The organism is Klebsiella huaxiensis, assembly GCF_003261575.2.
Classification (GTDB): domain Bacteria; phylum Pseudomonadota; class Gammaproteobacteria; order Enterobacterales; family Enterobacteriaceae; genus Klebsiella; species Klebsiella huaxiensis.
Map to the genome: position 1 here is coordinate 4,031,830 of NZ_CP036175.1, position 23,222 is coordinate 4,055,051.

Annotated in this window: 19 protein-coding genes; 6 read left to right on the top strand and 13 right to left on the bottom strand. The window is 56.4% G+C overall.

The genetic code is table 11. The features are described 5' to 3' along the window. The first annotated feature begins 3 nt into the window (after nucleotides 1-3). Nucleotides 4-1,101 (top strand): two-component system sensor histidine kinase PmrB, encoded by a 1,098-nt coding sequence (pmrB, locus tag DA718_RS19300; protein ID WP_112216964.1) that lies wholly within the window; start codon nucleotides 4-6, stop codon nucleotides 1,099-1,101. Nucleotides 1,102-1,498: 397 nt separating this feature from the next. On the opposite strand, the gene uvrB is transcribed toward pmrB, so the two are convergent. After that, complete coding sequence (gene uvrB / locus DA718_RS19310) at nucleotides 1,499-3,520, bottom strand: excinuclease ABC subunit UvrB (protein ID WP_112216963.1); 2,022 nt, start codon at nucleotides 3,518-3,520, stop codon at nucleotides 1,499-1,501. A 721-nt stretch (nucleotides 3,521-4,241) separates the two neighbouring features. Here uvrB and DA718_RS19320 point away from each other — a divergent pair. Further along, nucleotides 4,242-4,964 (top strand): ABC transporter ATP-binding protein, encoded by a 723-nt coding sequence (locus tag DA718_RS19320; protein ID WP_112216961.1) that lies wholly within the window; start codon nucleotides 4,242-4,244, stop codon nucleotides 4,962-4,964. On the opposite strand, the gene bioD is transcribed toward DA718_RS19320, so the two are convergent. From bioD to bioB, 4 genes are read right to left on the bottom strand one after another with little or no spacing between them, the layout of a single operon-like run. Then, complete coding sequence (gene bioD / locus DA718_RS19325) at nucleotides 4,906-5,628, bottom strand: dethiobiotin synthase (protein WP_112216960.1); 723 nt, start codon at nucleotides 5,626-5,628, stop codon at nucleotides 4,906-4,908. The genes DA718_RS19320 and bioD overlap by 59 nt on opposite strands. Further along, nucleotides 5,621-6,376, bottom strand: coding sequence for a malonyl-ACP O-methyltransferase BioC (gene bioC / locus DA718_RS19330; RefSeq protein ID WP_112216959.1), 756 nt, complete (start codon nucleotides 6,374-6,376; stop codon nucleotides 5,621-5,623). The genes bioD and bioC overlap by 8 nt, the downstream gene beginning before the upstream one ends. Next, nucleotides 6,360-7,517, bottom strand: a complete 1,158-nt coding sequence (gene bioF, locus DA718_RS19335; protein ID WP_112216958.1) for an 8-amino-7-oxononanoate synthase — start codon at nucleotides 7,515-7,517, stop codon at nucleotides 6,360-6,362. Before bioF ends, bioC begins: the two co-directional genes overlap by 17 nt. Continuing rightward, a complete protein-coding gene (gene bioB, locus DA718_RS19340; protein ID WP_112216957.1) occupies nucleotides 7,514-8,554 on the bottom strand; it encodes a biotin synthase BioB in 1,041 nt (346 codons plus the stop codon). The genes bioF and bioB overlap by 4 nt, the downstream gene beginning before the upstream one ends. A gap of 85 nt (nucleotides 8,555-8,639) precedes the next feature. Here bioB and bioA point away from each other — a divergent pair, with 85 nt between their 5' ends. Further along, entirely contained in the window at nucleotides 8,640-9,929 is a 1,290-nt protein-coding gene (gene bioA, locus DA718_RS19345; RefSeq protein ID WP_112216986.1) for an adenosylmethionine--8-amino-7-oxononanoate transaminase, read from the top strand. A gap of 69 nt (nucleotides 9,930-9,998) precedes the next feature. After that, nucleotides 9,999-10,475: a kinase inhibitor gene (locus DA718_RS19350; protein WP_112216956.1), complete on the top strand. Its 477-nt coding sequence runs from the start codon at nucleotides 9,999-10,001 to the stop codon at nucleotides 10,473-10,475. Between the two features lie 88 nt (nucleotides 10,476-10,563). Here the strand turns inward: DA718_RS19350 and DA718_RS19355 are convergent, their stop codons facing one another. The 6 genes from DA718_RS19355 to hutI all read right to left on the bottom strand — a co-directional run bounded on the left by DA718_RS19355 (nucleotide 10,564) and on the right by hutI (nucleotide 18,355). Beyond that, a complete protein-coding gene (locus tag DA718_RS19355; RefSeq protein WP_112216955.1) occupies nucleotides 10,564-11,943 on the bottom strand; it encodes an amino acid permease in 1,380 nt (459 codons plus the stop codon). A gap of 99 nt (nucleotides 11,944-12,042) precedes the next feature. Then, on the bottom strand, nucleotides 12,043-13,578 hold the full coding sequence (gene hutH / locus DA718_RS19360) for a histidine ammonia-lyase (RefSeq protein ID WP_112216954.1): 1,536 nt from the start codon (nucleotides 13,576-13,578) through the stop codon (nucleotides 12,043-12,045). Beyond that, complete coding sequence (gene hutU, locus DA718_RS19365; protein WP_112216953.1) at nucleotides 13,575-15,263, bottom strand: urocanate hydratase; 1,689 nt, start codon at nucleotides 15,261-15,263, stop codon at nucleotides 13,575-13,577. Before hutU ends, hutH begins: the two co-directional genes overlap by 4 nt. Nucleotides 15,264-15,404: 141 nt before the next feature. Further along, entirely contained in the window at nucleotides 15,405-16,130 is a 726-nt protein-coding gene (locus DA718_RS19370; protein ID WP_112216952.1) for a histidine utilization repressor, read from the bottom strand. Between the two features lie 54 nt (nucleotides 16,131-16,184). Continuing rightward, a complete protein-coding gene (gene hutG / locus DA718_RS19375) occupies nucleotides 16,185-17,141 on the bottom strand; it encodes a formimidoylglutamase (protein ID WP_112216951.1) in 957 nt (318 codons plus the stop codon). Then, entirely contained in the window at nucleotides 17,138-18,355 is a 1,218-nt protein-coding gene (hutI, locus tag DA718_RS19380; protein ID WP_112216950.1) for an imidazolonepropionase, read from the bottom strand. The genes hutG and hutI overlap by 4 nt, the downstream gene beginning before the upstream one ends. 259 nt (nucleotides 18,356-18,614) lie before the next feature. On the opposite strand from hutI, the gene DA718_RS19385 reads away from it, so the two are divergent. Both DA718_RS19385 and DA718_RS19390 read left to right on the top strand, forming a co-directional pair. After that, nucleotides 18,615-19,895, top strand: coding sequence for a putative acyl-CoA thioester hydrolase (locus DA718_RS19385; RefSeq protein ID WP_112216949.1), 1,281 nt, complete (start codon nucleotides 18,615-18,617; stop codon nucleotides 19,893-19,895). A gap of 361 nt (nucleotides 19,896-20,256) precedes the next feature. Further along, nucleotides 20,257-20,954, top strand: a protein-coding gene (locus DA718_RS19390) for an IS1-like element IS1A family transposase (protein WP_227015939.1) whose coding sequence is annotated in 2 segments (ribosomal slippage) — nucleotides 20,257-20,506 and nucleotides 20,506-20,954 — 699 coding nt in all. Because the reading frame shifts where the segments join, the coding sequence is not laid out codon by codon here. Here DA718_RS19390 and DA718_RS19395 read toward each other — a convergent pair. Both DA718_RS19395 and DA718_RS19400 read right to left on the bottom strand, forming a co-directional pair. Beyond that, nucleotides 20,889-21,668 carry a MerR family transcriptional regulator gene (locus tag DA718_RS19395; RefSeq protein ID WP_227015948.1) on the bottom strand — a complete coding sequence of 260 codons (780 nt, stop codon included), beginning with the start codon at nucleotides 21,666-21,668 and terminating at the stop codon, nucleotides 20,889-20,891. The two genes, DA718_RS19390 and DA718_RS19395, sit on opposite strands and share 66 nt — an antisense overlap. 175 nt (nucleotides 21,669-21,843) lie before the next feature. Further along, the gene (locus DA718_RS19400; RefSeq protein ID WP_112214432.1) at nucleotides 21,844-23,067 is read right to left on the bottom strand and encodes a diguanylate phosphodiesterase; all 1,224 of its coding nucleotides are present in this window, start codon (nucleotides 23,065-23,067) and stop codon (nucleotides 21,844-21,846) included. Nucleotides 23,068-23,222 lie beyond the last annotated feature (155 nt).

Sequence of the window (23,222 nt, forward strand, 5' to 3'; positions counted from 1 at the left end):
GCTATGGCTCTGTTTGCGAGTGAAAACTGGACCATGCGCCACCGGCTGCTGCTGACTATTGGCACCATTCTGGTGGTGTGTCAGTTAATCAGCGTATTCTGGCTGTGGCATGAGAGCAAAGAACAGGTTCAGTTACTGGTTGCTAGCGCCATTGAGGGGCATAACAACCAAAAGCATGTTGAGCATGAAGTCCGTGAAGCGGTCGCCAGCCTGTTGATCCCAAGCCTGCTGATTATCGGCCTGGCGCTATATATCTCTCTGCTCGCAGTGAAAAAAATCACCAAACCGCTTTCCAACCTCCAGCAGGAGCTGGAAAGCCGCACCCCGGATAATTTGCAGCCAATCGCCCTGAAAGAATCGGTACCGGAAGTTACTGCAGTCACCACCGCGATTAATCAGCTGGTCTCCCGCCTGAATTTAACCCTCGATCGCGAACGTCTGTTTACCGCCGACGTCGCCCATGAGCTGCGCACGCCGCTGGCCGGGCTGCGTCTGCATCTGGAGCTGCTGGCAAAAGTCCACAGCGTCAGCGTAGACCCGCTGATTCAGCGGCTCGATCAAATGACCAACAGCATCAATCAATTGCTTCAGCTGGCGCGCGTCGGTCAGTCATTTTCCGCCGGGAGCTATCAGCAGGTGGCGCTGAAAGAGGATGTTGTCGAACCGCTACAAGATGAGCTACAGGCGATGCTGGCACAGCGGCAACAGAAGCTGGTGCTTGATGAAGGAAGTGGTGAGGCGATTGTGTCAGGCGACGCTACGCTGGTGCGGGTGATTTTACGTAACCTGGTGGAAAACGCGCATCGTTACAGCCCTGCGGGGTCGACGATTCGCGTGTCGATAAAGCCTGGCCTGACGTCAATTTTGGCGGTGGAAGATGAAGGTCCGGGAATTGATGAAGCGAAAAGCGGTGAATTGAGCAAAGCGTTTGTGCGCATGGACAGCCGCTACGGTGGTATTGGTCTGGGGCTCAGTATCGTAACCCGCATCGCCCAGTTACACGATGCCCAGTTCTTTTTACATAACCGTCAACCCGGCCCAGGAGTTCGCGCCTGGGTGCTCTTCCCTAAAACGTCCCGTCAGAACGTCAGCACCCACTGATGGAAGAAGGCAACGACAATTACAAAGGCGCAGGTAACTGCCAGGTATTCGCGGAAGGTTAATTTTTGCATGACGCTATCCTCAGTAGATTGAGGATAGTTTCGCCGAACAATATTAAGCCAACATTAAGGACCACGGAAAAACGGGATTGAACCCGTGACTGAAAATCCCGGGTCGCAGACGGCTATAAACCCGTAGCCCGGGCAAGGCGCGTCAAGCGCCGCCCCCGGGATGAAGCCACGCGCAGGCATCTGATCCGGCTCATTTCCTGGAGGCGATGCTGCGCATCTGTCCGGGCTACCGGCCCGCAGACGGGTGTGACCCCTTTGCCTGTGGAGACGTCAGACCAATGCATCAGGTCCAGCTAAGCGCGCCCCAGCCTCTATTTCGCAAACGGCTACGACGCAGCGATAAACAGATCGCGCAGCTGATGAAGCTGGTCGCGAATTTGCGCCGCCTCTTCGAACTCCAGGTTTTGCGCATGCTGCATCATCTGCCCTTCCAGCTCGCGAATTTTCTGCTGTAGCGCTTTCGGCGTCAGGGTCAGTTCCACCGCATCAGCTTCAACCGGCGAGCGGAACTTGCCGCGTCCCTTGGTTTTGGTTTTCGCAATATTCTGACCCAGCGCCAGAATATCAACCACTTTCTTATTGAGTCCCGTAGGAGTAATACCGTGCTCTTCATTGTAACGTTGCTGCTTCTCACGACGACGCTCGGTTTCATCAATCGCTCTGGCCATCGACGCCGTTATCCTGTCGCCGTAAAGAATCGCCTTACCGTTGATGTTACGCGCCGCTCGGCCAATAGTCTGAATCAGCGAGCGCTCCGAGCGCAGGAAGCCCTCTTTGTCGGCATCCAGAATAGCCACCAGCGACACTTCCGGCATGTCTAAGCCTTCACGCAAGAGGTTAATCCCGACCAGTACGTCAAACTCGCCCAGACGCAGGTCGCGGATAATTTCCATACGTTCCACGGTGTCGATATCTGAGTGCAGGTAGCGCACCCGCTCACCGTGCTCTTCCAGATACTCGGTTAAATCTTCCGCCATCCGCTTGGTCAGGGTGGTGACCAGCACGCGCTCGTTAATCGCGGTGCGAATACGAATTTCCGAGAGCAGGTCATCCACTTGGGTTCCCACCGGACGCACTTCAATCACCGGGTCAAGCAGCCCCGTCGGACGGACTACCTGGTCCACCACCTCGTCGCCGGATTTATCCAGCTCATAGGCTCCCGGCGTCGCCGAGACATAAATACTTTGCGGCGCCAGCGCCTCAAATTCTTCAAACTTCAGCGGGCGGTTATCCAGCGCCGACGGCAGGCGGAAGCCATATTCCACCAGCGTCTCTTTACGCGCCCGGTCCCCACGGTACATGCCGCCGATTTGCGGAATAGTGACGTGGGACTCATCAATTACCAGCAGGCCATCGGCCGGTAGGTAGTCAAACAGCGTCGGCGGCGGCTCGCCCGGCCCGCGACCCGACAGGTAGCGCGAGTAGTTTTCAATCCCCGAGCAGTAGCCCAGTTCGTTCATCATTTCGAGATCGAACTGGGTACGCTGGCTCAGGCGCTGCTCCTCCAGCAGCTTGTTGTTCTCCAGCAGCACCTTGCGCCGGTCAGCCAGCTCAACTTTAATCTCTTCCATCGCCTGGACGATACGTTCACGCGGGGTGACGTAGTGGGTTTTCGGATAGACGGTGAAGCGTGGGATCGTTGACTCAACGTGACCGGTCAGCGGATCGAACAGCGACAGGCGTTCGACTTCTTCATCGAACAGCTCAACGCGCAGCGCGATATCGTCAGATTCCGCCGGGAATATATCAATGACTTCGCCGCGCACGCGGAAGGTACCGCGCTGAAAAGCCTGATCGTTGCGGGTATATTGCAGTTCAGCCAGACGGCGTAAAATGGCGCGCTGGTCGATTATCATGCCGACCGTAAGGTGCAGCATCATCTTCAGGTACAGGTCCGGATCGCCCAGACCGTAGATAGCGGAAACCGATGCCACTACCACCACATCACGACGCTCCAGTAGCGCTTTGGTCGCTGACAGACGCATCTGTTCGATATGTTCGTTAACGGAAGCATCTTTCTCGATGAAGGTGTCAGAGCTGGGTACGTACGCTTCTGGCTGGTAGTAGTCATAGTACGAGACGAAGTACTCCACCGCGTTCTCCGGGAAGAACTCTTTCATCTCGCCGTAAAGCTGCGCCGCCAGGGTTTTGTTGGGTGCCAGCACCATCGTCGGGCGCTGGAGATCGGCAATAACGTTGGCGATGGTAAACGTTTTACCCGAACCGGTTACGCCGAGCAGCGTTTGATGCGCCAGGCCATCTTCCAGCCCCTCTTCCAGGCGACGAATGGCTTCCGGCTGGTCGCCAGAGGGACGGAAAGCAGAATGCAGCTTGAACGGTTTACTCATCAATCAGGACCTGAAGAAGGGTTGAACGGCAGGTGTTTAATTCTACCCTTCAGTTCAACTTTTGCCAATAAATAATACTGGATATAAAAACAGTATCACACTATCGTATATCTGTAGATTTGTCTTTTTTACCGCCATCGCGGACGAAAAAAAGCCGCCTTGCGGGATAATCCACCAATCAGTAGGGTTATCCCCAGAAACTTTTGGCATTTAACATTTGTCAAGCAAGGGGATGAATCTTTTGTGGCAGTCGGTGACACTTTTTTTACAGCCATTGATTTTATTTAATTAATTGATATTTAATAAAATTTAAGAAAAGATGGGTTTCGCGTCAATTTGCCCGCAGGCCGCGTAATCTCTAGCTTACCGCAAGTTCTCTAACTCTAATGCACAAGGTTATCCACAGGAATAGTGGATAACTGTCTGCAGCCCATGACCTGTGCCACCCGGCCGAAATCACTGAATGGGGCAAAACACCTGCTAAAAAAATTTATTGAATTTTTTTTGCGATTTATCGGCAAAGAATAGCTGGATTTTCTATTATTTTTTGCACCACATTTCAGCTCTCTGGCACCGGGAAAGTGCAAGGTCTGCCGTAACCCTCTTCACTTTCACCGTGCCACCCCTGTATTTGTCAGCAAATACCGAGAGTTCTTTTTCCTGGCAAGGGATTTGCAGAATCTTCTCGTCGCCCGCTATCCCAGGAAAGGAGAAAACGTCTATGTTGAGTCTACGTGCCGTGAACCACTATTACGGAAGCCAGCACACGCTGTGGAATGTTGACCTTGAGCTCAGGCCGGGGAAATGTACTTGCGTAATGGGGCGCGAGGGGATGGGGAAAACCACCCTCGTTAACTGTATTACCGGGCACCTCCCGGTGGCCAGCGGCAGTATGACCTGGCAGGACGCAGGGGCTGCGCCCTATGACCTGATGCCGCTCTCCGCGCAGTCACGCAGCGCCATCGGCATTGGCTACGTCCCGCAGGATAAACGTATCTTCTCGCAGCTCAGCGTGGAGGAAAATCTGCATATTGCCCTCGCGGCAGGCGGCGAATCCGCGTCAGCGGTAGCCGGGGAGATTTACGATCTGTTTCCGGAACTCTACGCTCTGCGGCAAAGCAAAGGCATTACGCTCACCGCTGACGATCAGTACCAGCTGGCATTGGCCAGAGCGCTGATAACCCGCCCGCGCCTGCTGATCCTCGACGAACCTTCACGCGCAGGGGGCCAGCGCTTCCTGCATAAGCTGGGCGATTTACTGGTGCGCCTGAATCGCGATATTGGCCTGACGGTACTGATCGCCGAGCAGCACCTGCCGTTTATTCGCCGGGTGGCAGATCGTTTTTGTCTGCTGCACTGCGGACGCAGCGTGGCCCAGGGTGACGTTATCCAGCTGGACGCGCCGCTGCTGGCGCAGTGGATGACGCCCGATCCAGCACGCTGAGATCGAGATAGTGACCGAGATCCTCGCGCTGTGCCACATCCGCCAGCCACGGGATCTCGCCGAGAAACGGCGCGGGCAGCACGCGTTTCAGCGTCGCCAGATACTCAAGGTGGCGCTTGCCCGGCGGCTGAATGTCGTTGGCAACCCATCCGGCCAGCGGCAGACCGGCCTGAAGCACCGCCTGCGCGGTCAGCATCGCATGGTTAATGCACCCCAGCTTAACGCCCACCACTAAAATCACCGGTAACTGCTCTTGTTCTACCCAGTCGGCAAAGGTCAGCGTTTCTGAAAGCGGCGTAAACCAGCCCCCCGCCCCTTCGACTAACACCCAATCCGCCAGCCCTTCCAGCTCGCGTAAACCGGCCGAAAGCGCTGCGGCGTCAATTAGCCTGCCCTCATCGGCACTGATAATATGCGGCGACGTCGGCTCAGCAAAAGTGAAAGGATTGACCTGCTCGTAGCGTAGCGCTACCTGGCTATTGCGCTGTAGAGCCAGCGCGTCGTCGTTGCGCAGTCCTTCCGCCGTATATTCGCTTCCGGAAGCTACCGGCTTATAGCCCGCGCTATTGAATCCTGCGCGATTGGCCGCCTGTAGCAGAGCGCAGCTGGTAACGGTTTTACCGACTTCAGTATCGGTTCCGGTCACGAAAAAACGTTTAATCACGTTCGATGACTCCTGTAAAAAGGTGATATGTCAGCGGACACTGGCCCTGCTGCTGCGGCCAGGCGAACTGGAGCTGCCGCAGTTTACCGCGACTCAGCGGTGCGGGGCTGCGCCCGTGGTGCAAATGGGTCGCACCGATGCCTTTCAGGGATCGCATCGCGCTGAGCGCATCGGCAAACGGCAGAGTGATGGCATGGATATGACCGATAGCGCGACGACCAACCAGCGTCTGGCGTACCGACTGCTCACTAAGAAAACGGTTGGCATGCGGCTGTTCATCAATAGCTCGCCACGCCTGATTTAGCTCCGGCAAAGAGCCTGCCAACAGCGTACTAAACGCAACGCGCCCGCCGGGGCGTACCACCCGATACAGCTCATTAATGGCGGCGGCAAGATTGTCGCACCACTGAACCGCAAGGTTGCTCCACGCCAGATCAACGCAACCCTCAGCCAGAGGCAGCGCTTCGATGTCGCCTTCAATGTAGCGATGTGCGCACTCTCCACGCCGGGCTTGCGCCAGCATATCAACGGAGAGATCCAGCGCCGTCACCTGACTACCCGCTTCACGCCAGTAGCGGCTGATACTGCCGGGGCCGCAGCCCGCGTCCAGCACCTCGGAGAAGGTTTTTACATTGAGCTGCTCCAGCAGCAGAGAGGCGCTAATGCGTTGTAATTCATCATGTTGAGAATAGTGTTCCGCTGCACGACCAAACGCCGCCGCTATCGCGCGTTTATTCACCGCCGCCATGCAGCACCTCCAGCAGACGAGCAATATCAGTGGATTCATGCGCTGCGGTAAGCGTCAGGCGCAGTCGCGCGCTGCCGGAGGGAACCGTCGGCGGGCGGATTGCCGTCGCCCAGCAGCCCTGCTCGCGCAGGCGTGCCGCCAGCCGCAGCGCGCGCGCGTTGTCGCCGACGATCAACGGCTGAATCGCGCTGCAAGATTGAGTCAGTTCGCCGGGATAATCGGCCATTTCTCGACGAAAATCGGCAATATGGCAGGCCAGCTTTTCCCGCCGCTGCTGCCCATCGTCGCTACGAATAACGCCCAGCGCCGCGCTGAGAGCTACAGCCTGCGCCGGAGGCATCGCGGTGCTGTAAATCAGATGACGGGCAAACTGCAGCAGATAATCCGCCAACTCTTCGCTGCACAGTACCGCCGCGCCGCTCACGCCAAAAGCTTTGCCGAAGGTAACAATCAGCAGATCCGGATGTACCTGTTGGCTATCGCAACTGCCTCGCCCCTCTTCGCCGACCACGCCGATGCCGTGCGCGTCGTCCACCAGCAGAAGCGCCTCAGCCGCCCGCGTCGCCCGCTGGATATCCGTCAGCGGAGCGCTATCACCATCCATACTGAAAATCCCTTCGGTCACCACCAGCTGCTGACCGGATAGCGGTTTCGCCAGCAGCTCTTCAAGATGCCGGGCGTCATTGTGCTGAAAGCGCCGCAGCTGCGCCGGACTGAGATGAGCAGCTTCAAGGAGCGAAGCATGGCTGAGGCGGTCGGCAACAATCCGATCTTCTTTGCCTACCAGGGCGGCAATCACCGCCTGATTGGCGGCAAAACCGGAGATAAACAACAGTGCGCGCGGGTAGCCCAGCCAGTCGGCAAGCTGCTCTTCCAGCGCGCAATGCGCCTCGCTATAGCCGCTGACGTGACCGGAGCCGCCGGAGCCAACGCCGTAGCGCTCCGCGCCTTCCTGCCAGGCTTTGACGATCGCCGGATGCTGGCTGAGGCCCAGATAATCGTTACTGGAAAAATTGAGCCAGCGCTGGCCTTCGCGGGTGAGCCAGCGCCCTGCCCCCTGGGTTACCGGCAGTCGGCGGCGCAAAGCATCCGCCGACTGTCGTTCTTCTAGCGCAAGCGCAATGCGTTGCTGCCAGCTCATAGCGCCGCCGCGTTGTAATATTCCTCGGTATCGGGATTCATCAACGCCTGCTCCAGACGCTGCTGCTGGGCGTTATCGCCTTCCAGCACTGCGGTCTGCTGCGGGTTAATCCCCAGTTTGCGGAACAGTTGCAGATCTTTGTCCTCTTCCGGGTTGGGCGTAGTCAGCAGCTTGCAGCCGTAGAAAATCGAGTTGGCCCCGGCCATAAAGCACATCGCCTGGGTTTGTTCGTTCATCTGCTCGCGCCCGGCGGAGAGGCGCACGTGCGAGGTCGGCATCATGATGCGTGCGATGGCGATAGTGCGAATAAAATCAAAGGCGTCAACGTCATCATTATCCGCCAACGGCGTACCTTTGACCTTCACCAGCATATTGATCGGCACGCTTTCCGGCGGGGTCGGCAAATTGGCCAGCTGTAACAGTAACCCAGCTCGGTCTTTGACCGTTTCGCCTAAGCCAACGATACCGCCGGAGCACACTTTTATTCCCGCATCGCGGACTTTATCGAGGGTATCGAGACGCTCCTGGTAGGTACGGGTGGTGATGATATTGCCGTAGAACTCCGGCGAGGTATCGAGGTTGTGGTTGTAGTAATCCAGACCGGCGCCGGCGAGCCGCTGCGCCTGGCTATCGTTCAGAGTCCCGAGGGTCATGCAGGCCTCCAGCCCCATCTCTTTCACCCCTTTCACCATCTGCTCGAGGTAGGGCATATCGCGATCGTTAGGGTTCTTCCACGCCGCCCCCATGCAGAAGCGGGTTGAACCAGCTTTTTTCGCCTGCCGCGCCGACTCCAGCACCTGTTCAACCTCCATCAGGCGCTCGGATTCGAGACCGGTTTTGTAGCGCGCGCTTTGCGGGCAGTATTTGCAATCTTCCGGGCAGGCGCCGGTTTTAATCGACAGCAGCGTACTGACCTGAACCTGGCGCGGATCGAAGTGCTGGCGATGGATCTGCTGCGCTTCGAACAGTAAATCCAGGAAGGGTTTATTAAACAACTCAGTGACTTGCGACATTGTCCAGCGGGTGTGGTGAGCCATTAGCCTCTCCAAAGGGTTTTGTTAATTGTCGGTTCGGTTTATACTCGTAAACCTAAATGTTTTCAAAATGGTTTACAAGTCGATTATGACAATGGACGATCTCGCTTTCGATCGGCGCCATATCTGGCACCCTTACACTTCTATGACTTCCCCACTGCCGGTCTATCCGGTGGTGGCCGCCCACGGCTGCGAATTGACCCTTGCCGGTGGCGAGCAGTTAGTTGACGGCATGTCGTCCTGGTGGGCGGCGATTCATGGCTACAATCACCCGCGGCTAAACGCGGCGATGAAAGCGCAGATTGACCAGATGTCGCACGTGATGTTTGGCGGGATCACTCACCCTTCCGCCGTCGCGCTGTGCCGCCAGCTCGTGACAATGACCCCGGAATCCCTTGAATGCGTGTTCCTCGCTGATTCCGGTTCCGTTGCCGTTGAAGTGGCGATGAAAATGGCGCTCCAGTACTGGCAGGCAAAGGGCGAGCCTCGTCAGCGCTTTCTCACCTTCCGCAACGGCTATCACGGCGACACCTTCGGCGCGATGTCGGTCTGCGATCCGGATAATTCAATGCACAGTCTGTGGCAGGGTTATCTGCCGGATAACCTGTTCGCCCCGGCGCCGCAAAGCCGCTTCGATGGTGAATGGGATGAGCTGGATATGGTGCCGTTCGCTCGTCTGATGGCCGCCCATCGCCATGAAATCGCGGCGGTTATTGTGGAGCCGATTGTCCAGGGCGCAGGCGGAATGCGGATGTACCATCCCGAGTGGCTCAAGCGGATCCGCAAAATGTGCGACCGCGAGGGCATACTGCTGATTGCCGATGAGATTGCCACCGGATTTGGCCGCACTGGCAAGCTGTTCGCCTGCGAGCACGCAGACATCGCGGCAGATATTCTGTGCCTCGGCAAAGCGCTAACCGGCGGCACCATGACCCTATCCGCCACGCTAACCACCCGCCAGGTAGCGGAAACCATTAGTAACGGCGAAGCGGGCTGCTTTATGCACGGTCCGACTTTTATGGGCAATCCGCTGGCCTGCGCGGTAGCGACGGAGAGCCTGCGTCTGCTGGCAAGCGGTGAGTGGCAACAGCAGGTGGCAGCCATCGAAGCGCAGCTGAAAGCCGAGCTGGCCCCGGCAAGAGAATCCGCGCTGGTTGCCGATGTCCGTGTGCTTGGGGCGATTGGCGTGGTCGAGACCCGCAGGCCGGTGAATATGGCAGCGCTTCAGCGCTTTTTCGTCGACCAGGGCGTGTGGATCCGCCCGTTTGGACGCCTGATCTATCTGATGCCGCCGTATATCATTACCCCAGAACAGCTGACCCGTCTGACCCACGCGGTTAACGCCGCAGTACAGGAAGAAACATTTTTTAGCGAATAAGAGACGGTAATGATTCGCCACACACGCTACACTTCTTTGCTAATCAGTAGATTAACCAGAGGAGAGACGATGAAATTAATCAGTCATGATTTGCTGGATGGCGAGAAGCTGCCCAATCGTCATGTATTCAATGGTATGGGCTACGATGGCGATAATATTTCGCCGCATCTGGCGTGGGATGATGTCCCGGCGGGAACCAAGAGCTTCGTGGTGACCTGCTTCGATCCCGATGCGCCGACCGGCTCCGGCTGGTGGCACTGGATTGTGGCCAACCTTCCAGCGGATACCCGCGTGATACCGCAGGGGGCAGGTTCAGGCCAGGCGGAATTACCCGAAGAGGCGATCCAGACGCGCACCGATTTCGGTCAGGCAGGATACGGCGGCGCGGCGCCACCGAAGGGTGAGACCCACCGCTATATCTTTACCGTCCACGCGCTGGATGTTGATAAAATTGATGTCGATGAGGGAGCAAGCGGCGCGATGGTGGGCTTTAACGTCCATTTTCACAGCCTCGGCAGCGCGTCGATTACCGCCCTGTTTAGCTAGCGATCCCGGAGGTCCGGGCTACGGGTCCGCGCGGTTTGCGGGTTTTGTAGCCCGGACAGGTGCGCAGCACCGCCTCCGGGAAGATTAACTACTCCGTCACCGCCAGCACGGCGTTTTTTCTGACCCGCGCAAACCACACTACCGTCAGCAGGCCGAGCCAGACCAGACCGGCGATTAGCGCAATCCGAGTCTCCTCCACCATCCCCAGCACCGCGATCACCAGCCCCATAAACAGCAGGGTCAGCAGCGGCGCAACCGGCCAGAATGGTACCGGGAACGCGATATGACGACGCTCTTCTTCAGACAAACCACGACGCATCGCAAAGTGCGCCAGCAGGATCATTAGCCAGACCCACACCGTGGCGAAGGCCGCCAGCGAGGCGATCAGCACAAACACTTGCTCCGGCATCAGATAGTTCAGCACCACCGCTGCCAGCAGCGCCACGCCCATCACCACCACCGTCATCCACGGCACGCCGTTGCTGGCGATGCGCTGGAAGCTCTTCGGTGCCAATCCCTCTTTCGCCATCCCGTACATCATGCGCCCCGCGCCGAAAATATCGCTGTTTATCGCCGAAATACTGGCGCTGATCACGATAATATTAAGGATGGTGGCCGCCGCCGGGATGCCCAGACCATCAAAAATCAGCACAAACGGGCTACCCCGTTCGCCGAAGCTGTTCCACGGGAAAATCGCCATCAGAATCGCCAGGGTGCAGACATAAAACAGCACGATACGCAGCGGAATGGTATTGATCGCCTGCGGGATCACCTTCTGTGGGTTCTTCGCTTCGGCTGCAGTCACGCCGATAATTTCCACGCCGCCGAAGGCAAACATCACAATGCCGAGCGAGGCGATGATGCCCTCCCAGCCGTTAGGGGCAAAGCCGCCGTGGCTCCATAAATTTTCCAGTCCGGTTGCCGGGAAAGCGTTACCGAAACCAAAGAAAATAATGCTGCCGCCCGCCACAATCATGGCAATAATCGCCACCACTTTAATTAGCGACAGCCAGAACTCCATCTCGCCGAAAACGCGTACGCTGCACAGGTTCATGGCACCGATAAAAAAGATAATGCTCAGCACCCAGATCCAGCGCGGAACGTCGGGATACCACAGCCCCATATAGATGCCGAAGGCGGTAACGTCCGCCAGGGCAACGATCACCATCTCAAAGGTGTAGGTCCAGCCGGTAATAAATCCCGCCAGCGGGCCAAGATACTGGCGCGCGTAGCTGCTGAAAGAGCCGGAAACCGGGTTACGTACCGCCATTTCCCCCAGCGCGCGCATGACGATAAATACCGCCGCGCCGCCAATCAGATAGGCCAGCAGTACCGCCGGCCCCGCGGCTTTAATCGCCGATGCCGAGCCGTAAAATAGCCCGGTACCGATGGCGGAGCCGAGGGCGATAAAACGAATGTGACGGGCATTCAGCCCGCGCAGCAGGTGTGGCTTGTTTTGTTGTTGCATATGCAAGTGTCCTGATAGTTTTTATACGACGACAAATATGCGTGTAGGGTGACCGGGAGGAGAAATCCTCCCGGCGCAGGTACAGAGAACAGCGATGGTTTAGTGTTGGTCTGAGAGCACGGCAGGCAGCAGTCGCGTCAGATGACGTGCCGCCAGAAGCGCAATGGCGTTTTCGATATCCGGGGCGAAGAAGCGATCTTCGGTGTAGTGTGTGACTCGCTCGCGCAGCAGGTGGCGCGCCTCTTCCAGCAGCGGACTGCTGGTCAGGCCTTCACGCATATCCAGCCCCTGTACGGAAGCCAGCCACTCAACGGCCAGCACGCCGCGCGTATTTTCCGCCATCGCCCACAGGCGGCGACCGGCGGCCGGAGCCATCGAGACGTGGTCTTCCTGATTAGCGGAGGTCGGCAGGCTGTCCACGCTGTGTGGGTGCGACAGCGCTTTGTTTTCGCTGGCCAGCGCCGCCGCCGTCACCTGGGCAATCATAAAGCCGGAATTGACGCCGCCGTTTTTGACCAGGAACGGCGGCAGCTGCGACATATGGCTGTCCATCATCAGGGCAATACGGCGCTCCGAAAGCGATCCGATTTCGGCAATCGCCAGCGCGATATTGTCCGCCGCCATCGCCACCGGCTCGGCGTGGAAGTTACCGCCGGAAATTACGTCGTTTTCGCTGGCAAACACCAGCGGGTTGTCGGAAACAGCGTTGGCTTCGATCAGCAGCACCTCCGTCGCCTGGCGAAGCTGGGTCAGGCAGGCGCCCATCACCTGCGGCTGACAGCGCAGAGAGTACGGATCCTGCACCTTGGTACAGTTATGGTGCGACTGGGAAATCGCACTATCGTCGGTCAGCAGATGGCGATAGAGCGCCGCCGCGTCAATCTGCCCACGCTGACCGCGCGCTTCATGAATGCGTGAGTCAAACGGACGCCGCGAACCGAGTGCCGCTTCGGTGGTTAACGCCCCGCAGACCACTGCGGAAGCAAACAGATCTTCCGCTTCAAACAGGCCTCGAAGGGCAAACGCCGTTGATGCCTGAGTGCCGTTGAGCAGCGCCAGCCCCTCTTTTGCTGCCAGGGTAATCGGCTCCAGGCCCGCCTCGCGCAGCGCTTGCGTTGCCGGTAGCCATTCGCCGCCGCGCACCCGCGCTTTTCCTTCGCCCAACAGCGTTAAAGACATATGTGCCAGCGGCGCGAGGTCACCAGATGCGCCGACCGAGCCTTTCGCCGGGATCCACGGCGTCACGCCCGCATTCACCAGACCGATCAGCGCCTGAATCACGCTCAGGCGGATCCCGGAAAAGCCGCGCGACAGGCTGTTAATTTTCAGCACCATAATCAGACGCGCCAGGTCATCATCCAGCGGTTCGCCAATCCCCGCAGCGTGCGACAGCACCAGCGAGCGCTGAAGATTTTCGAGATCTTCGGTGGAGATGCGGGTTTGCGCCAGTAGGCCAAAACCGGTGTTAATGCCATAAGCGGTGCGGCCTTCCGCCAGAATCGCATTGACGCAGGCGACGCTATCGTCAATGGCCGCGAAGGCGCTCTTGTCGAGGGTGATGTTGAGCGGCTGGCTATAGACATCGCGCAGCTGCGACAGGCTGAGTTGACCCGGAATCAGTGTTAAAGCGTTCATTTAGCGTGCCCCTGCGTTGCTGCCACCATCGGAAGATTCAAACCTTGCTCTGTCGCGCACTCAATCGCGATATCGTAACCCGCATCAGCATGGCGCATCACGCCGGTCGCCGGATCGTTGTGCAGGACGCGAGCGATACGCGCCGCCGCTTCGTCGGTACCGTCGCAGACGATAACCATGCCGGAGTGCTGCGAGAAGCCCATCCCTACCCCGCCGCCGTGGTGCAGCGACACCCAGGTCGCCCCGCTGGCGGTATTCAGCAACGCGTTGAGCAACGGCCAGTCGGAGACGGCATCAGAACCATCGCGCATTGATTCCGTTTCACGGTTAGGGCTGGCAACGGAGCCAGAGTCAAGGTGGTCGCGGCCAATGACGATTGGCGCCGAGACTTCACCACTGCGCACCATTTCGTTAAACGCAAGCCCCAGCTTCTGCCGCCACTCCAGGCCTACCCAGCAGATACGCGCCGGTAGCCCCTGGAAGCTGATACGTTCGCGGGCCATATCCAGCCAGTGGTGCAGATGCTTATCATCTTTCACGATCTCTTTAACTTTAGCGTCGGTTTTATAGATATCCTGCGGATCGCCGGACAGGGCAACCCAGCGGAACGGACCGATGCCGCGGCAGAACAGTGGGCGGATATAGGCGGGAACGAAGCCGGGGAAATCAAACGCATTGCCAACCCCCATCTCCTGGGCCATCTGGCGAATGTTGTTGCCGTAGTCAAACGTCGGTACGCCCATTTCGTGGAAAGCCAGCATCGCCTGCACGTGGTCGGCCATTGAGCGCTTCGCCGCAAGGATAGTGCCCTGCGGGTCCGATTCGGCTTTCACCTGATACTCTTCCCAGCTCCAGCCTTTCGGCAGATAACCGTGCAGCGGGTCGTGGGCGCTGGTCTGGTCGGTCACCATATCAGGACGCACGCCGCGCTTGACCATTTCCGGCACAATGTCTGCCGCGTTGCCGCACAAGGCGATGGAGATCGCGCGGCCTTCGGCAGTGTATTTTTTGATGCGCGCCAGGGCGTCATCCAGCGAGGTCGCCTGTTCATCAACGTAACGAGTGCGCAGACGGAAATCAATACGGCTCTGCTGGCATTCAATATTCAGCGAGCAGGCACCCGCTAAGGTTGCCGCCAGCGGCTGCGCGCCGCCCATCCCTCCCAGACCTGCGGTCAGCACCCAGCGCCCTTTCAGGCTGCCCTGATAGTGCTGACGACCGGCCTCAACGAAGGTCTCATAAGTGCCCTGCACGATGCCCTGGCTGCCGATGTAGATCCAGCTGCCGGCGGTCATCTGGCCGTACATTGCCAGGCCTTTAGCGTCCAGCTCGTTAAAGTGCTCCCAGGTTGCCCAGTGCGGAACCAGGTTAGAGTTGGCGATCAGTACGCGCGGCGAGTTTTCGTGGGTTTTGAATACGCCCACTGGCTTACCGGACTGTACCAGCAGGGTTTCGTCGCTCTCTAATTCTTTCAACGCCTTCACGATGGCGTCATAGCATTCCCAGTTACGCGCCGCGCGTCCAATACCACCGTACACCACCAGCTCATGCGGGTTTTCGGCGACATCCGGGTCGAGGTTGTTCATGAGCATACGCAGTGGGGCTTCGGTCAGCCAGCTCTTCGCATTTAACGTCGTGCCACGCGGTGCACGTACATCCTGCTGGCGGTATTTGCTTTGCGACATCGGGGTTCTCCTGACAATTAACGTTGTGTACGCAGATACATATACCTGTCTATACAAGCACACGCAAGCCAGGATTTAACATAAATGATACATTTTTGTTATATTGCGTCAGCAATCACGTTTTGCCGACGCGCAGGAAGATCAGGAACCGAAGTGGCCCTGCAGACGATAGCGGCTACCGGGAAAAAGCAGGCGCGCATGGGAGACGATATGGGTGGTGGACCAGGTGCGACGGCGGATCAGCAGGCATGGGTCATGGGCATGGATATGCAGCAGCGCACACTCCTCAGCCGTTGCCTGCACTGCTTCAACAATATGTTCCCCTTCGGTTAAGGGGGCGATCAACGACAAATAATCGTGAGGCGTGGTGACGGTATAGTCCTGACGCAGATAGTCCGGCACCACCGCAGCGTTAACGCAGCGGTCCTCAATCTGTACCGGGACATCATTTTCGAAATGTACCATCAGCGAATGAAAAATCCGCGTACCGGCGGCCACGTTCAGCGCCGCGGCATGAATCAGGTCAGCCTGCGTTTCCTCCAGCAAAAGCACCTCGCAGCGGTGCTGATGGTGGCGAGAAGCAATTTCTTCCGCGATGCTGCGCACTTCAAACAGCGCCGACTGCCCTTTCGGCTCCGCGACAAAAGTGCCCACCCCCTGCAGTCGCACCAGCAGGCCTTCATCGGTCAGCTCACGCAGCGCCCGGTTAATGGTCATCCGGCTAAAGCCAAACTGCGCTACCAGTTCCGCTTCCGAAGGAATGCGATCGTGCGGACGCCAGACGCCGCTATGGATCTTTTCGCTGATCGCCTGCTTCACCTTTTCATAGAATGGCGCAGGCGCGGAACGAGGTTGCGATGAGAACATGGCCGGGCTTTCCTTGTACTAGTGGCGGCGAAACGTCCAGAATATACTGAATCGCTACTGCCACCAATGGGCGATTTGCCATGCCAGACGCGCTGCCGCGCGGGCTCCCTGGCTATCGATATCGTACTGCGGGTTGAACTCGACCAGATCCACTGCCTGAAGCTTACCGCTACGGCACAGCGGCTCGACAATACGCAGCAGCGTTGCCAGCGGGATACCCAGCGCGGCAGGCGCGGATACCGCCGGCATTTCACGAGCGGGCAGCACATCCAGATCGATAGTCAGATACAGGCGATCGTAACAGGCAATATTGCGGCTAATCTCCGGCAAAACCCGCGCCTCAAAGGAGGTAAGAACATCGAGATCCTCAATAATCGTCACCTCGCGGTGGGCGGCCTCATCCCACAGCGCCTGAGTATTGGCGGCGCGGCTTACGCCGATACAAGCATAATGAAAACCGCGCTGCTGCGCTTCGCAGGCCAGCGCCAGCTGACGGAACGGCGTACCGGAACTGGCCTGGTTGGCAAAACGCAAATCCAGGTGCGCATCAAGGTTAATGATGCCCACTTTTTCGTCAGGAAACGCATCCAGTACTCCGGCGCCGTGGCCGAAAGCCGTCTCGTGACCGCCGCCTAACACCAGCGTCCGTTTTCCAGCACGTTGACAGGCAGTAACCGCTTCGCGTAGCGCCTGCTGAGCCTCTTCCAGCTCATCCCCCTCCACGCTGATGGTTCCCATATCAACGCAGCGGTCATGCCCCCGATGACTGGCCATGTTCGCCAGCGCCCGCCGCAGGGTTTCAGGTCCCTTTTCGGCCCCGATGCGCCCTTTATTGCGCCGGACACCTTCATCGCAGGCGAATCCCAGCAGGGCAATATCACCCACCAGCGCTTCAGGTTCAAAGCGTTCAGCCCGCGCGATGGTTTGAAACAAGCGCAGCGCGTTAGCGGCTTCTGTGCTGTCGTCGCGCCCCAGCCAAAGCTCTGCGGGCGTGGGTTGCCATAGATTCATGCGATTTCTCCTCGTACGACGCGCTGCCAGAGCGGACTGCGCCCAGGCTCATAAACCATCTCTACCGGATGTTCCGCATCCCAGATAGCAAAATCGGCCACAAAACCTGCCGCCAACTGGCCGTGGCTCGCCTGACGGCCCAGCGCCTGCGCCGCATGGCGAGTCACGCCAGCCCACGCCTCCTCCGGCGTCAGGCCAAACTTCACGCAGGCCATATTCATCGCCAGATGCAGGCTGGCGAAGGGGCTGGTGCCTGGGTTGTAGTCGGTCGCCACCGCCATCGGCACTTTATGCTCACGCAGCAGATCAACCGGCGGTTTACGGGTTTCGTTAAGAAAATAGAACGCGCCGGGCAGGAGCACCGCCACGGTGCCGCTGCGGCTCATTGCCGCGACTCCCTCTGGCGTCAAATATTCAATATGGTCGGCGGAGAGGCCTTGATAGCGGCTCACCAGCTCAGCGCCGCCCAGCGAAGAGAGCTGCTCAACGTGCCCCTTTACCGGAATACACAATGCCTGAGCCGTACTGTAAACCCGCTCAGTTTGCGCCGGGCTAAAACCGACGTTTTCGCAGAAGGCATCGACGCTTTCGAACAATCCCTCTTCCCACAGCGCGGGCAGAATCGCTTCGCAAACCAGATTAATGTAGCCATCCGGGTCGCCTTTATATTCCGGCGGTGTGGCGTGAGCGGCGAGCAGCGTTGGCGAAATCTCGACGGCATAGCTTGCAGCCAGCTGTTGTATGACACGCAGCATCTTGCGTTCGTTTTCAAGGTCTAACCCGTAGCCGGATTTAATCTCCAGAGTGGTGACCCCTTCACGCAGCAGTCGCTCCAGCCGCCGTCGGGCCAGCTCCAGCAGTTCAGCTTCGCTGCTTTCCCGGGTAGCGCGCACCGTTGAGTTAATGCCGCCGCCGTTGGCGCTAATAGTCTGGTAGGAAACACCATTGAGGCGCTGTTCCCACTCCTGCGCCCTACTGCCGCCGAATATCAAGTGAGTATGGCAATCAATTAGCCCCGGCGTCAGAAGCCTGCCGCCGAGATCGATACTTCGCCCTGCGGGCGCCTCGCTGTCGGGAACAACGGCCTCAATGCGACCATTGCGCACCAGCAGCGCGTGACGCTCCAGTAGACCATAGGGTTGGGATAGATGGGGATCGAGGGTGGCAAGGCGGGCATTTCGCCAGATTACGCGTTCGGAAGTGGCATGTGTCATAGCGGTCAACTTGTCATGGGTTGTATAGACATTTATTTTGATTCCGCAAGAAATGTCAACTCAGGCAAGCGCAAATGTTATTTATTTGTGATCAAAAGCGACCCATTCCCGGTTCCTGCTATACAAAAGCAGCAACTTTTTTGCGCTATGTCTTCCCGTTTCGCTTAACTTGGTATAAAACAGCAGGCTTTAAAGGACTTATACCCGTCATACTTCAATTCAGGGTATATCTATTTGATTGATTCTTGCCCGGAGCAACATGAACACATATTCCGTTTCCCGCATGGCGCTGGCGCTGGCCTTTGGCGTGACGTTGTCCGCCTGTAGTTCGACGCCTGCCGATCAACAGCCCTCAACGCAGACTGCGCCGGGCACGGCCTCTCGTCCTGTTTTAACCGCCGACGAGGCAAAGAACTTTTTACCCGCGAGCTATTTCCAGTCTCTGGATCCGAACGCTGCGGCCTGGCATCCGTCCGCCATCAGCCTTCCGGCACAGCCCGATTTTGTTGTCGGGCCTGCCGGGACTCAGGGCGTAACCCATACCACCATTCAGGCTGCGGTTGACGCGGCAATAACTCGCCACTCCAACCGCCGTCAGTTTATCGCCATTATGCCGGGCGAATATGCAGGCACCGTATACGTTCCGGCAGCCCCCGGCGCGCTGACTCTGTACGGCACCGGCGAGAAGCCGATTGACGTAAAAATCAGCGAGGCGATTGATTCAGAAATGGATCCGGTCTCCTGGCGTCATCAGGTCAATCCAGGCGGTAAATACATGCCAGGTAAACCGGCCTGGTATATGTTCGACAACTGCCAGAGCAAACGCACCGCCACCATTGGCGTCATGTGCTCAGCAGTATTCTGGTCGCAGAACAACGGTCTGCAACTGCAGAACCTGACTATCGCCAATAACCTTGGCGATAGCGTTGACGCAGGTACCCATCAGGCAGTCGCTCTGCGCACCGATGGCGATCAGGTTCAGATAAATAACGTGAATATCCTTGGTCGCCAGAATACCTTTTTCGTGACCAATAGCGGCGTACAGAACCGTCTGCAGGATAATCGTCAGACTCGTACGCTGGTCAGCAATAGCTACATTGAAGGCGATGTCGATATTGTTTCCGGCCGCGGCGCCGTGGTATTCGATAACACCGACTTCCGCGTGGTGAATTCTCGCACCCAGAAAGAGGCCTACGTCTTTGCTCCGGCCACCCTGAAAAGCGTGACCTATGGCTTCCTGGCGGTCAACAGCCGCTTTACCGCTTCCGGCGATAACGTTGCGCAATTGGGCCGTTCTCTGGACGTCGACGGCAATACCAACGGCCAGGTCGTTATCCGCGATAGCGTGATTAATGAAGGCTTTAATATGGCCAAACCGTGGGCTGATGCCGTGGGTTCAAACCGTCCGTTTAGCGGTAATACCGGTACTGCCGATGACAAAGGCAATCCACAGCGCAACCTTAACGATGCTAACTTCAACCGCATGTGGGAATACAATAACCGCGGCGTGGGAAGTTTTGTTGTCGCTGAGCCGAAGTAGTAACGGTTATAAACTTGAAGGGGGAGACATTCCCCCTTTTCTCTCCACTCCCTTCAGGCTCTATCCTCTTCCCCCTTCCACCACCATCTTCAGGATAGTTCATCCTGCTTGCTAAATCTTCACTCTGTACAAGTTCACCATCACTAAAAACATCAACAAAAACAATAAATTATATTTATAAAATAAAAAACTTAATCTATAAGTACAAAATTCCATGAAAAAATTGTACAGGTAGAAAATCATGACTATAGTTATAGCGTAAGTTTTAATTTTTCTGCATTACAGCATCCTTATGACTTAAAAATTGGTGATGCTGCCAACTTACTGATTTAGTGTATGATGGTGTTTTTGAGGTGCTCCAGTGGCTTCTGTTTCTATCAGCTGTCCCTCCTGTTCAGCTACTGACGGGGTGGTGCGTAACGGCAGAAGCACCGCCGGACATCAGCGCTATCTCTGCTCTCACTGCCGTAAAACATGGCAACTGCAGTTCACTTACACCGCTTCTCAACCCGGTACGCACCAGAAAATCATTGATATGGCCATGAATGGCGTTGGATGCCGGGCAACTGCCCGCATTATGGGCGTTGGCCTCAACACGATTTTACGTCACTTAAAAAACTCAGGCCGCAGTCGGTAACCTCGCGCATACAGCCGGGCAGTGACGTCATCGTCTGCGCGGAAATGGACGAACAGTGGGGCTATGTCGGGGCTAAATCGCGCCAGCGCTGGCTGTTTTACGCGTATGACAGGCTCCGGAAGACGGTTGTTGCGCACGTATTCGGTGAACGCACTATGGCGACGCTGGGGCGTCTTATGAGCCTGCTGTCACCCTTTGACGTGGTGATATGGATGACGGATGGCTGGCCGCTGTATGAATCCCGCCTGAAGGGAAAGCTGCACGTAATCAGCAAGCGATATACGCAGCGAATTGAGCGGCATAACCTGAATCTGAGGCAGCACCTGGCACGGCTGGGACGGAAGTCGCTGTCGTTCTCAAAATCGGTGGAGCTGCATGACAAAGTCATCGGGCATTATCTGAACATAAAACACTATCAATAAGTTGGAGTCATTACCACTTTGCCAGTGGCTGAGTAATTCCGCCTGCAAAGGAGATAACGCACGGCCGGTCCAGACAAAAATATGCTGTCCAGGGAACAGTTCCGGGCGAGGAGAATCAAGCGGTTCAGCCAGAACGTTAACATGCCAGGCACGCTGCGACAGTCGCCATGCTTCTAACCAGAGCCGGGTACGATCTTCATTACCCCAGCCAACCAACAACGTCTCTTTACCGACTTTTTTACGCGATTCGGCAAGGAATGACGCCACGCTATCGATCAAAATTCCATCCAGCATGCTGCTAATGGCCAACGACGTGTTTTGATCAAGATTTAATTTCTGCCGCACGGGCACATAAAGCTGGTCGATAAGACTATCCACGGGATATTCGTGGCTAAGAGACATAATTCTGGCGCGTAATTTCGAGGGCTGTACAACTCGCAGAAGTGTCATCATCTCGTCCTGGAGTAAAGCTGAACCATCGTGGGCAGCAGGTTGATGACCTTCCAGTAACGCCTTGACCTTACCGACAGAGACTCCACGTTCAATCCAGCGCTTGATCTCCTCAATACGTTGAACGTCTTCATCGTCAAACTGACGGTGCCCCCCCTCGCTTCTCTGCGGTTTAAGCAAACCGTATCTTCGCTGCCATGCACGCAAAGTAACGGGATTAATTCCGCAACGTTCGGCAACTTCACCGATACTGTAATAAGCCATTAGCGCCCTCGTAACATGCCATACTTACCTGGCTAAATTAACGAATTTAGTCAGACTGTACAATTAACTTTTCTTGTACAGTTAAAATATAACAGGTTGGACGCCAATCTGTAGGCCAAAAAGGGAGTATGAATGATTTATCTGGCGTTTTCAGACTATGGGTACCAGGCAAATTTTAAAGAACATCCCAGGCTGATTTTTTTTCGGGCCATGCGACCGCAGGAATTCCGCCCAAACACGGACTGGCAAATAAATTCCCTTGAAAATGTGCGATCCCTGCCGACTCGAGCCACATCCACTCTTCCGGCCGCTCGATTCCTACCGCCGAGACGGCAATTTCCAGCGAGTTACAGCATTTAATAATGGCCTGCACAATTGCCTGTCTTGGCCCGTGCTTGTGGATATCTTTGACCAGTTGACGATTGATCTTTATGCGATCCGGCTGAAACTGAGCCAGCAACAAAAGTCCGGCAAACCCGGCACCAAAGTGATCAATAGCGACGCGAATACCCGCAGACTTGAGCTTACGAATAGAATCAGTGAATTCATCAATACGTGAGATAGCTTCACTCTCGGTGAACTCAACAATAATCTGCTCTGAAATCAAACCATTCGCCTTGATTTCATCTAAAAGAAACTCAACAGCGCCGGGAACATTCACCAAAGTCATCGGTAAGAGATTAATAGACAACGTGCATCCACGCAGACGCAGACGTCCCGCCATGGCAAACGCCACCCGCTTACTGTGGAGGTCCGCCTTATAAATATCCTCTCGCGAGAGTCCATCAAAATAAACCTCTGGCGATCCACCGCAGGTGGTACGCAGCAACGCCTCAACGGAAACAATTTCTTTAGCAAACGGGTCGATCACTGGCTGAAAAGCGAAGCTGCACTCGGCCTGAATGAACGGGACTTCAGGATAAAAAGCTGTGCTATCCGTTACAAAATCCCAGCTTTCCGGCGCGGGAATTTCGTAATAATTATCCTTTTCCGTCGCTTCCACGAAGGTACGAAAAAAGTGGAGGGCCCGGTCATCGTAAGTTAGCTGATATTTAGTGGTCCCTTTATCCAACACCATTTGCAGAACGTCATCGCGGTCATACTCTCGTAAATCAAAGAGTTCCATACCGATGTTGCCAAATCTACGCGTCGGACCATGATCGCTAAGCAGTTCAACAAGATTATGGTGGCGCGAGTCCCCACAGATATGACGATAAATTTCCAGAACCTTCTCTTCAGGTCCTTCTAATAGCTGAAAAAAATGGGTGCCATTAAAAAGTAAAATCCCGGACACGCCCATCTGGCTATTTTTTACATTTGCTTCAGCAACCATGCTTTCGAGCGATTTAACTGACACGTTGTCGCAGATATGACTGCGATAAATGATGGTAGTGAGCATGAAATTCCCGACAGGAGAGAGAAAAAAGATTGAGATATTACAGTAGCAGATCTGATGTTCTGCGTCCTGTAAAAAAGACAAATATATTAACAAATATTTCACATTAAACCGTTCTTTTGATTGACCTTCTTCTCCCGCCAATACCTGTACAGAAT

Excerpts from the sequence above, each read along its gene's own strand:
- pmrB (WP_112216964.1), top strand. The coding sequence starts at position 4 with ATGGCTCTGTTTGCGAGTGAAAACTGGACCATGCGCCACCGGCTGCTG.
- uvrB (WP_112216963.1), bottom strand. The coding sequence starts at position 3,520 with ATGAGTAAACCGTTCAAGCTGCATTCTGCTTTCCGTCCCTCTGGCGAC.
- DA718_RS19320 (WP_112216961.1), top strand. The coding sequence starts at position 4,242 with ATGTTGAGTCTACGTGCCGTGAACCACTATTACGGAAGCCAGCACACG.
- bioC (WP_112216959.1), bottom strand. The coding sequence starts at position 6,376 with ATGGCGGCGGTGAATAAACGCGCGATAGCGGCGGCGTTTGGTCGTGCA.
- bioF (WP_112216958.1), bottom strand. The coding sequence starts at position 7,517 with ATGAGCTGGCAGCAACGCATTGCGCTTGCGCTAGAAGAACGACAGTCG.
- bioB (WP_112216957.1), bottom strand. The coding sequence starts at position 8,554 with ATGGCTCACCACACCCGCTGGACAATGTCGCAAGTCACTGAGTTGTTT.
- bioA (WP_112216986.1), top strand. The coding sequence starts at position 8,640 with ATGACAATGGACGATCTCGCTTTCGATCGGCGCCATATCTGGCACCCT.
- DA718_RS19350 (WP_112216956.1), top strand. The coding sequence starts at position 9,999 with ATGAAATTAATCAGTCATGATTTGCTGGATGGCGAGAAGCTGCCCAAT.
- DA718_RS19355 (WP_112216955.1), bottom strand. The coding sequence starts at position 11,943 with ATGCAACAACAAAACAAGCCACACCTGCTGCGCGGGCTGAATGCCCGT.
- hutH (WP_112216954.1), bottom strand. The coding sequence starts at position 13,578 with ATGAACGCTTTAACACTGATTCCGGGTCAACTCAGCCTGTCGCAGCTG.
- hutU (WP_112216953.1), bottom strand. The coding sequence starts at position 15,263 with ATGTCGCAAAGCAAATACCGCCAGCAGGATGTACGTGCACCGCGTGGC.
- DA718_RS19370 (WP_112216952.1), bottom strand. The coding sequence starts at position 16,130 with ATGTTCTCATCGCAACCTCGTTCCGCGCCTGCGCCATTCTATGAAAAG.
- hutG (WP_112216951.1), bottom strand. The coding sequence starts at position 17,141 with ATGAATCTATGGCAACCCACGCCCGCAGAGCTTTGGCTGGGGCGCGAC.
- hutI (WP_112216950.1), bottom strand. The coding sequence starts at position 18,355 with ATGACACATGCCACTTCCGAACGCGTAATCTGGCGAAATGCCCGCCTT.
- DA718_RS19385 (WP_112216949.1), top strand. The coding sequence starts at position 18,615 with ATGAACACATATTCCGTTTCCCGCATGGCGCTGGCGCTGGCCTTTGGC.
- DA718_RS19395 (WP_227015948.1), bottom strand. The coding sequence starts at position 21,668 with ATGGCTTATTACAGTATCGGTGAAGTTGCCGAACGTTGCGGAATTAAT.
- DA718_RS19400 (WP_112214432.1), bottom strand. The coding sequence starts at position 23,067 with ATGCTCACTACCATCATTTATCGCAGTCATATCTGCGACAACGTGTCA.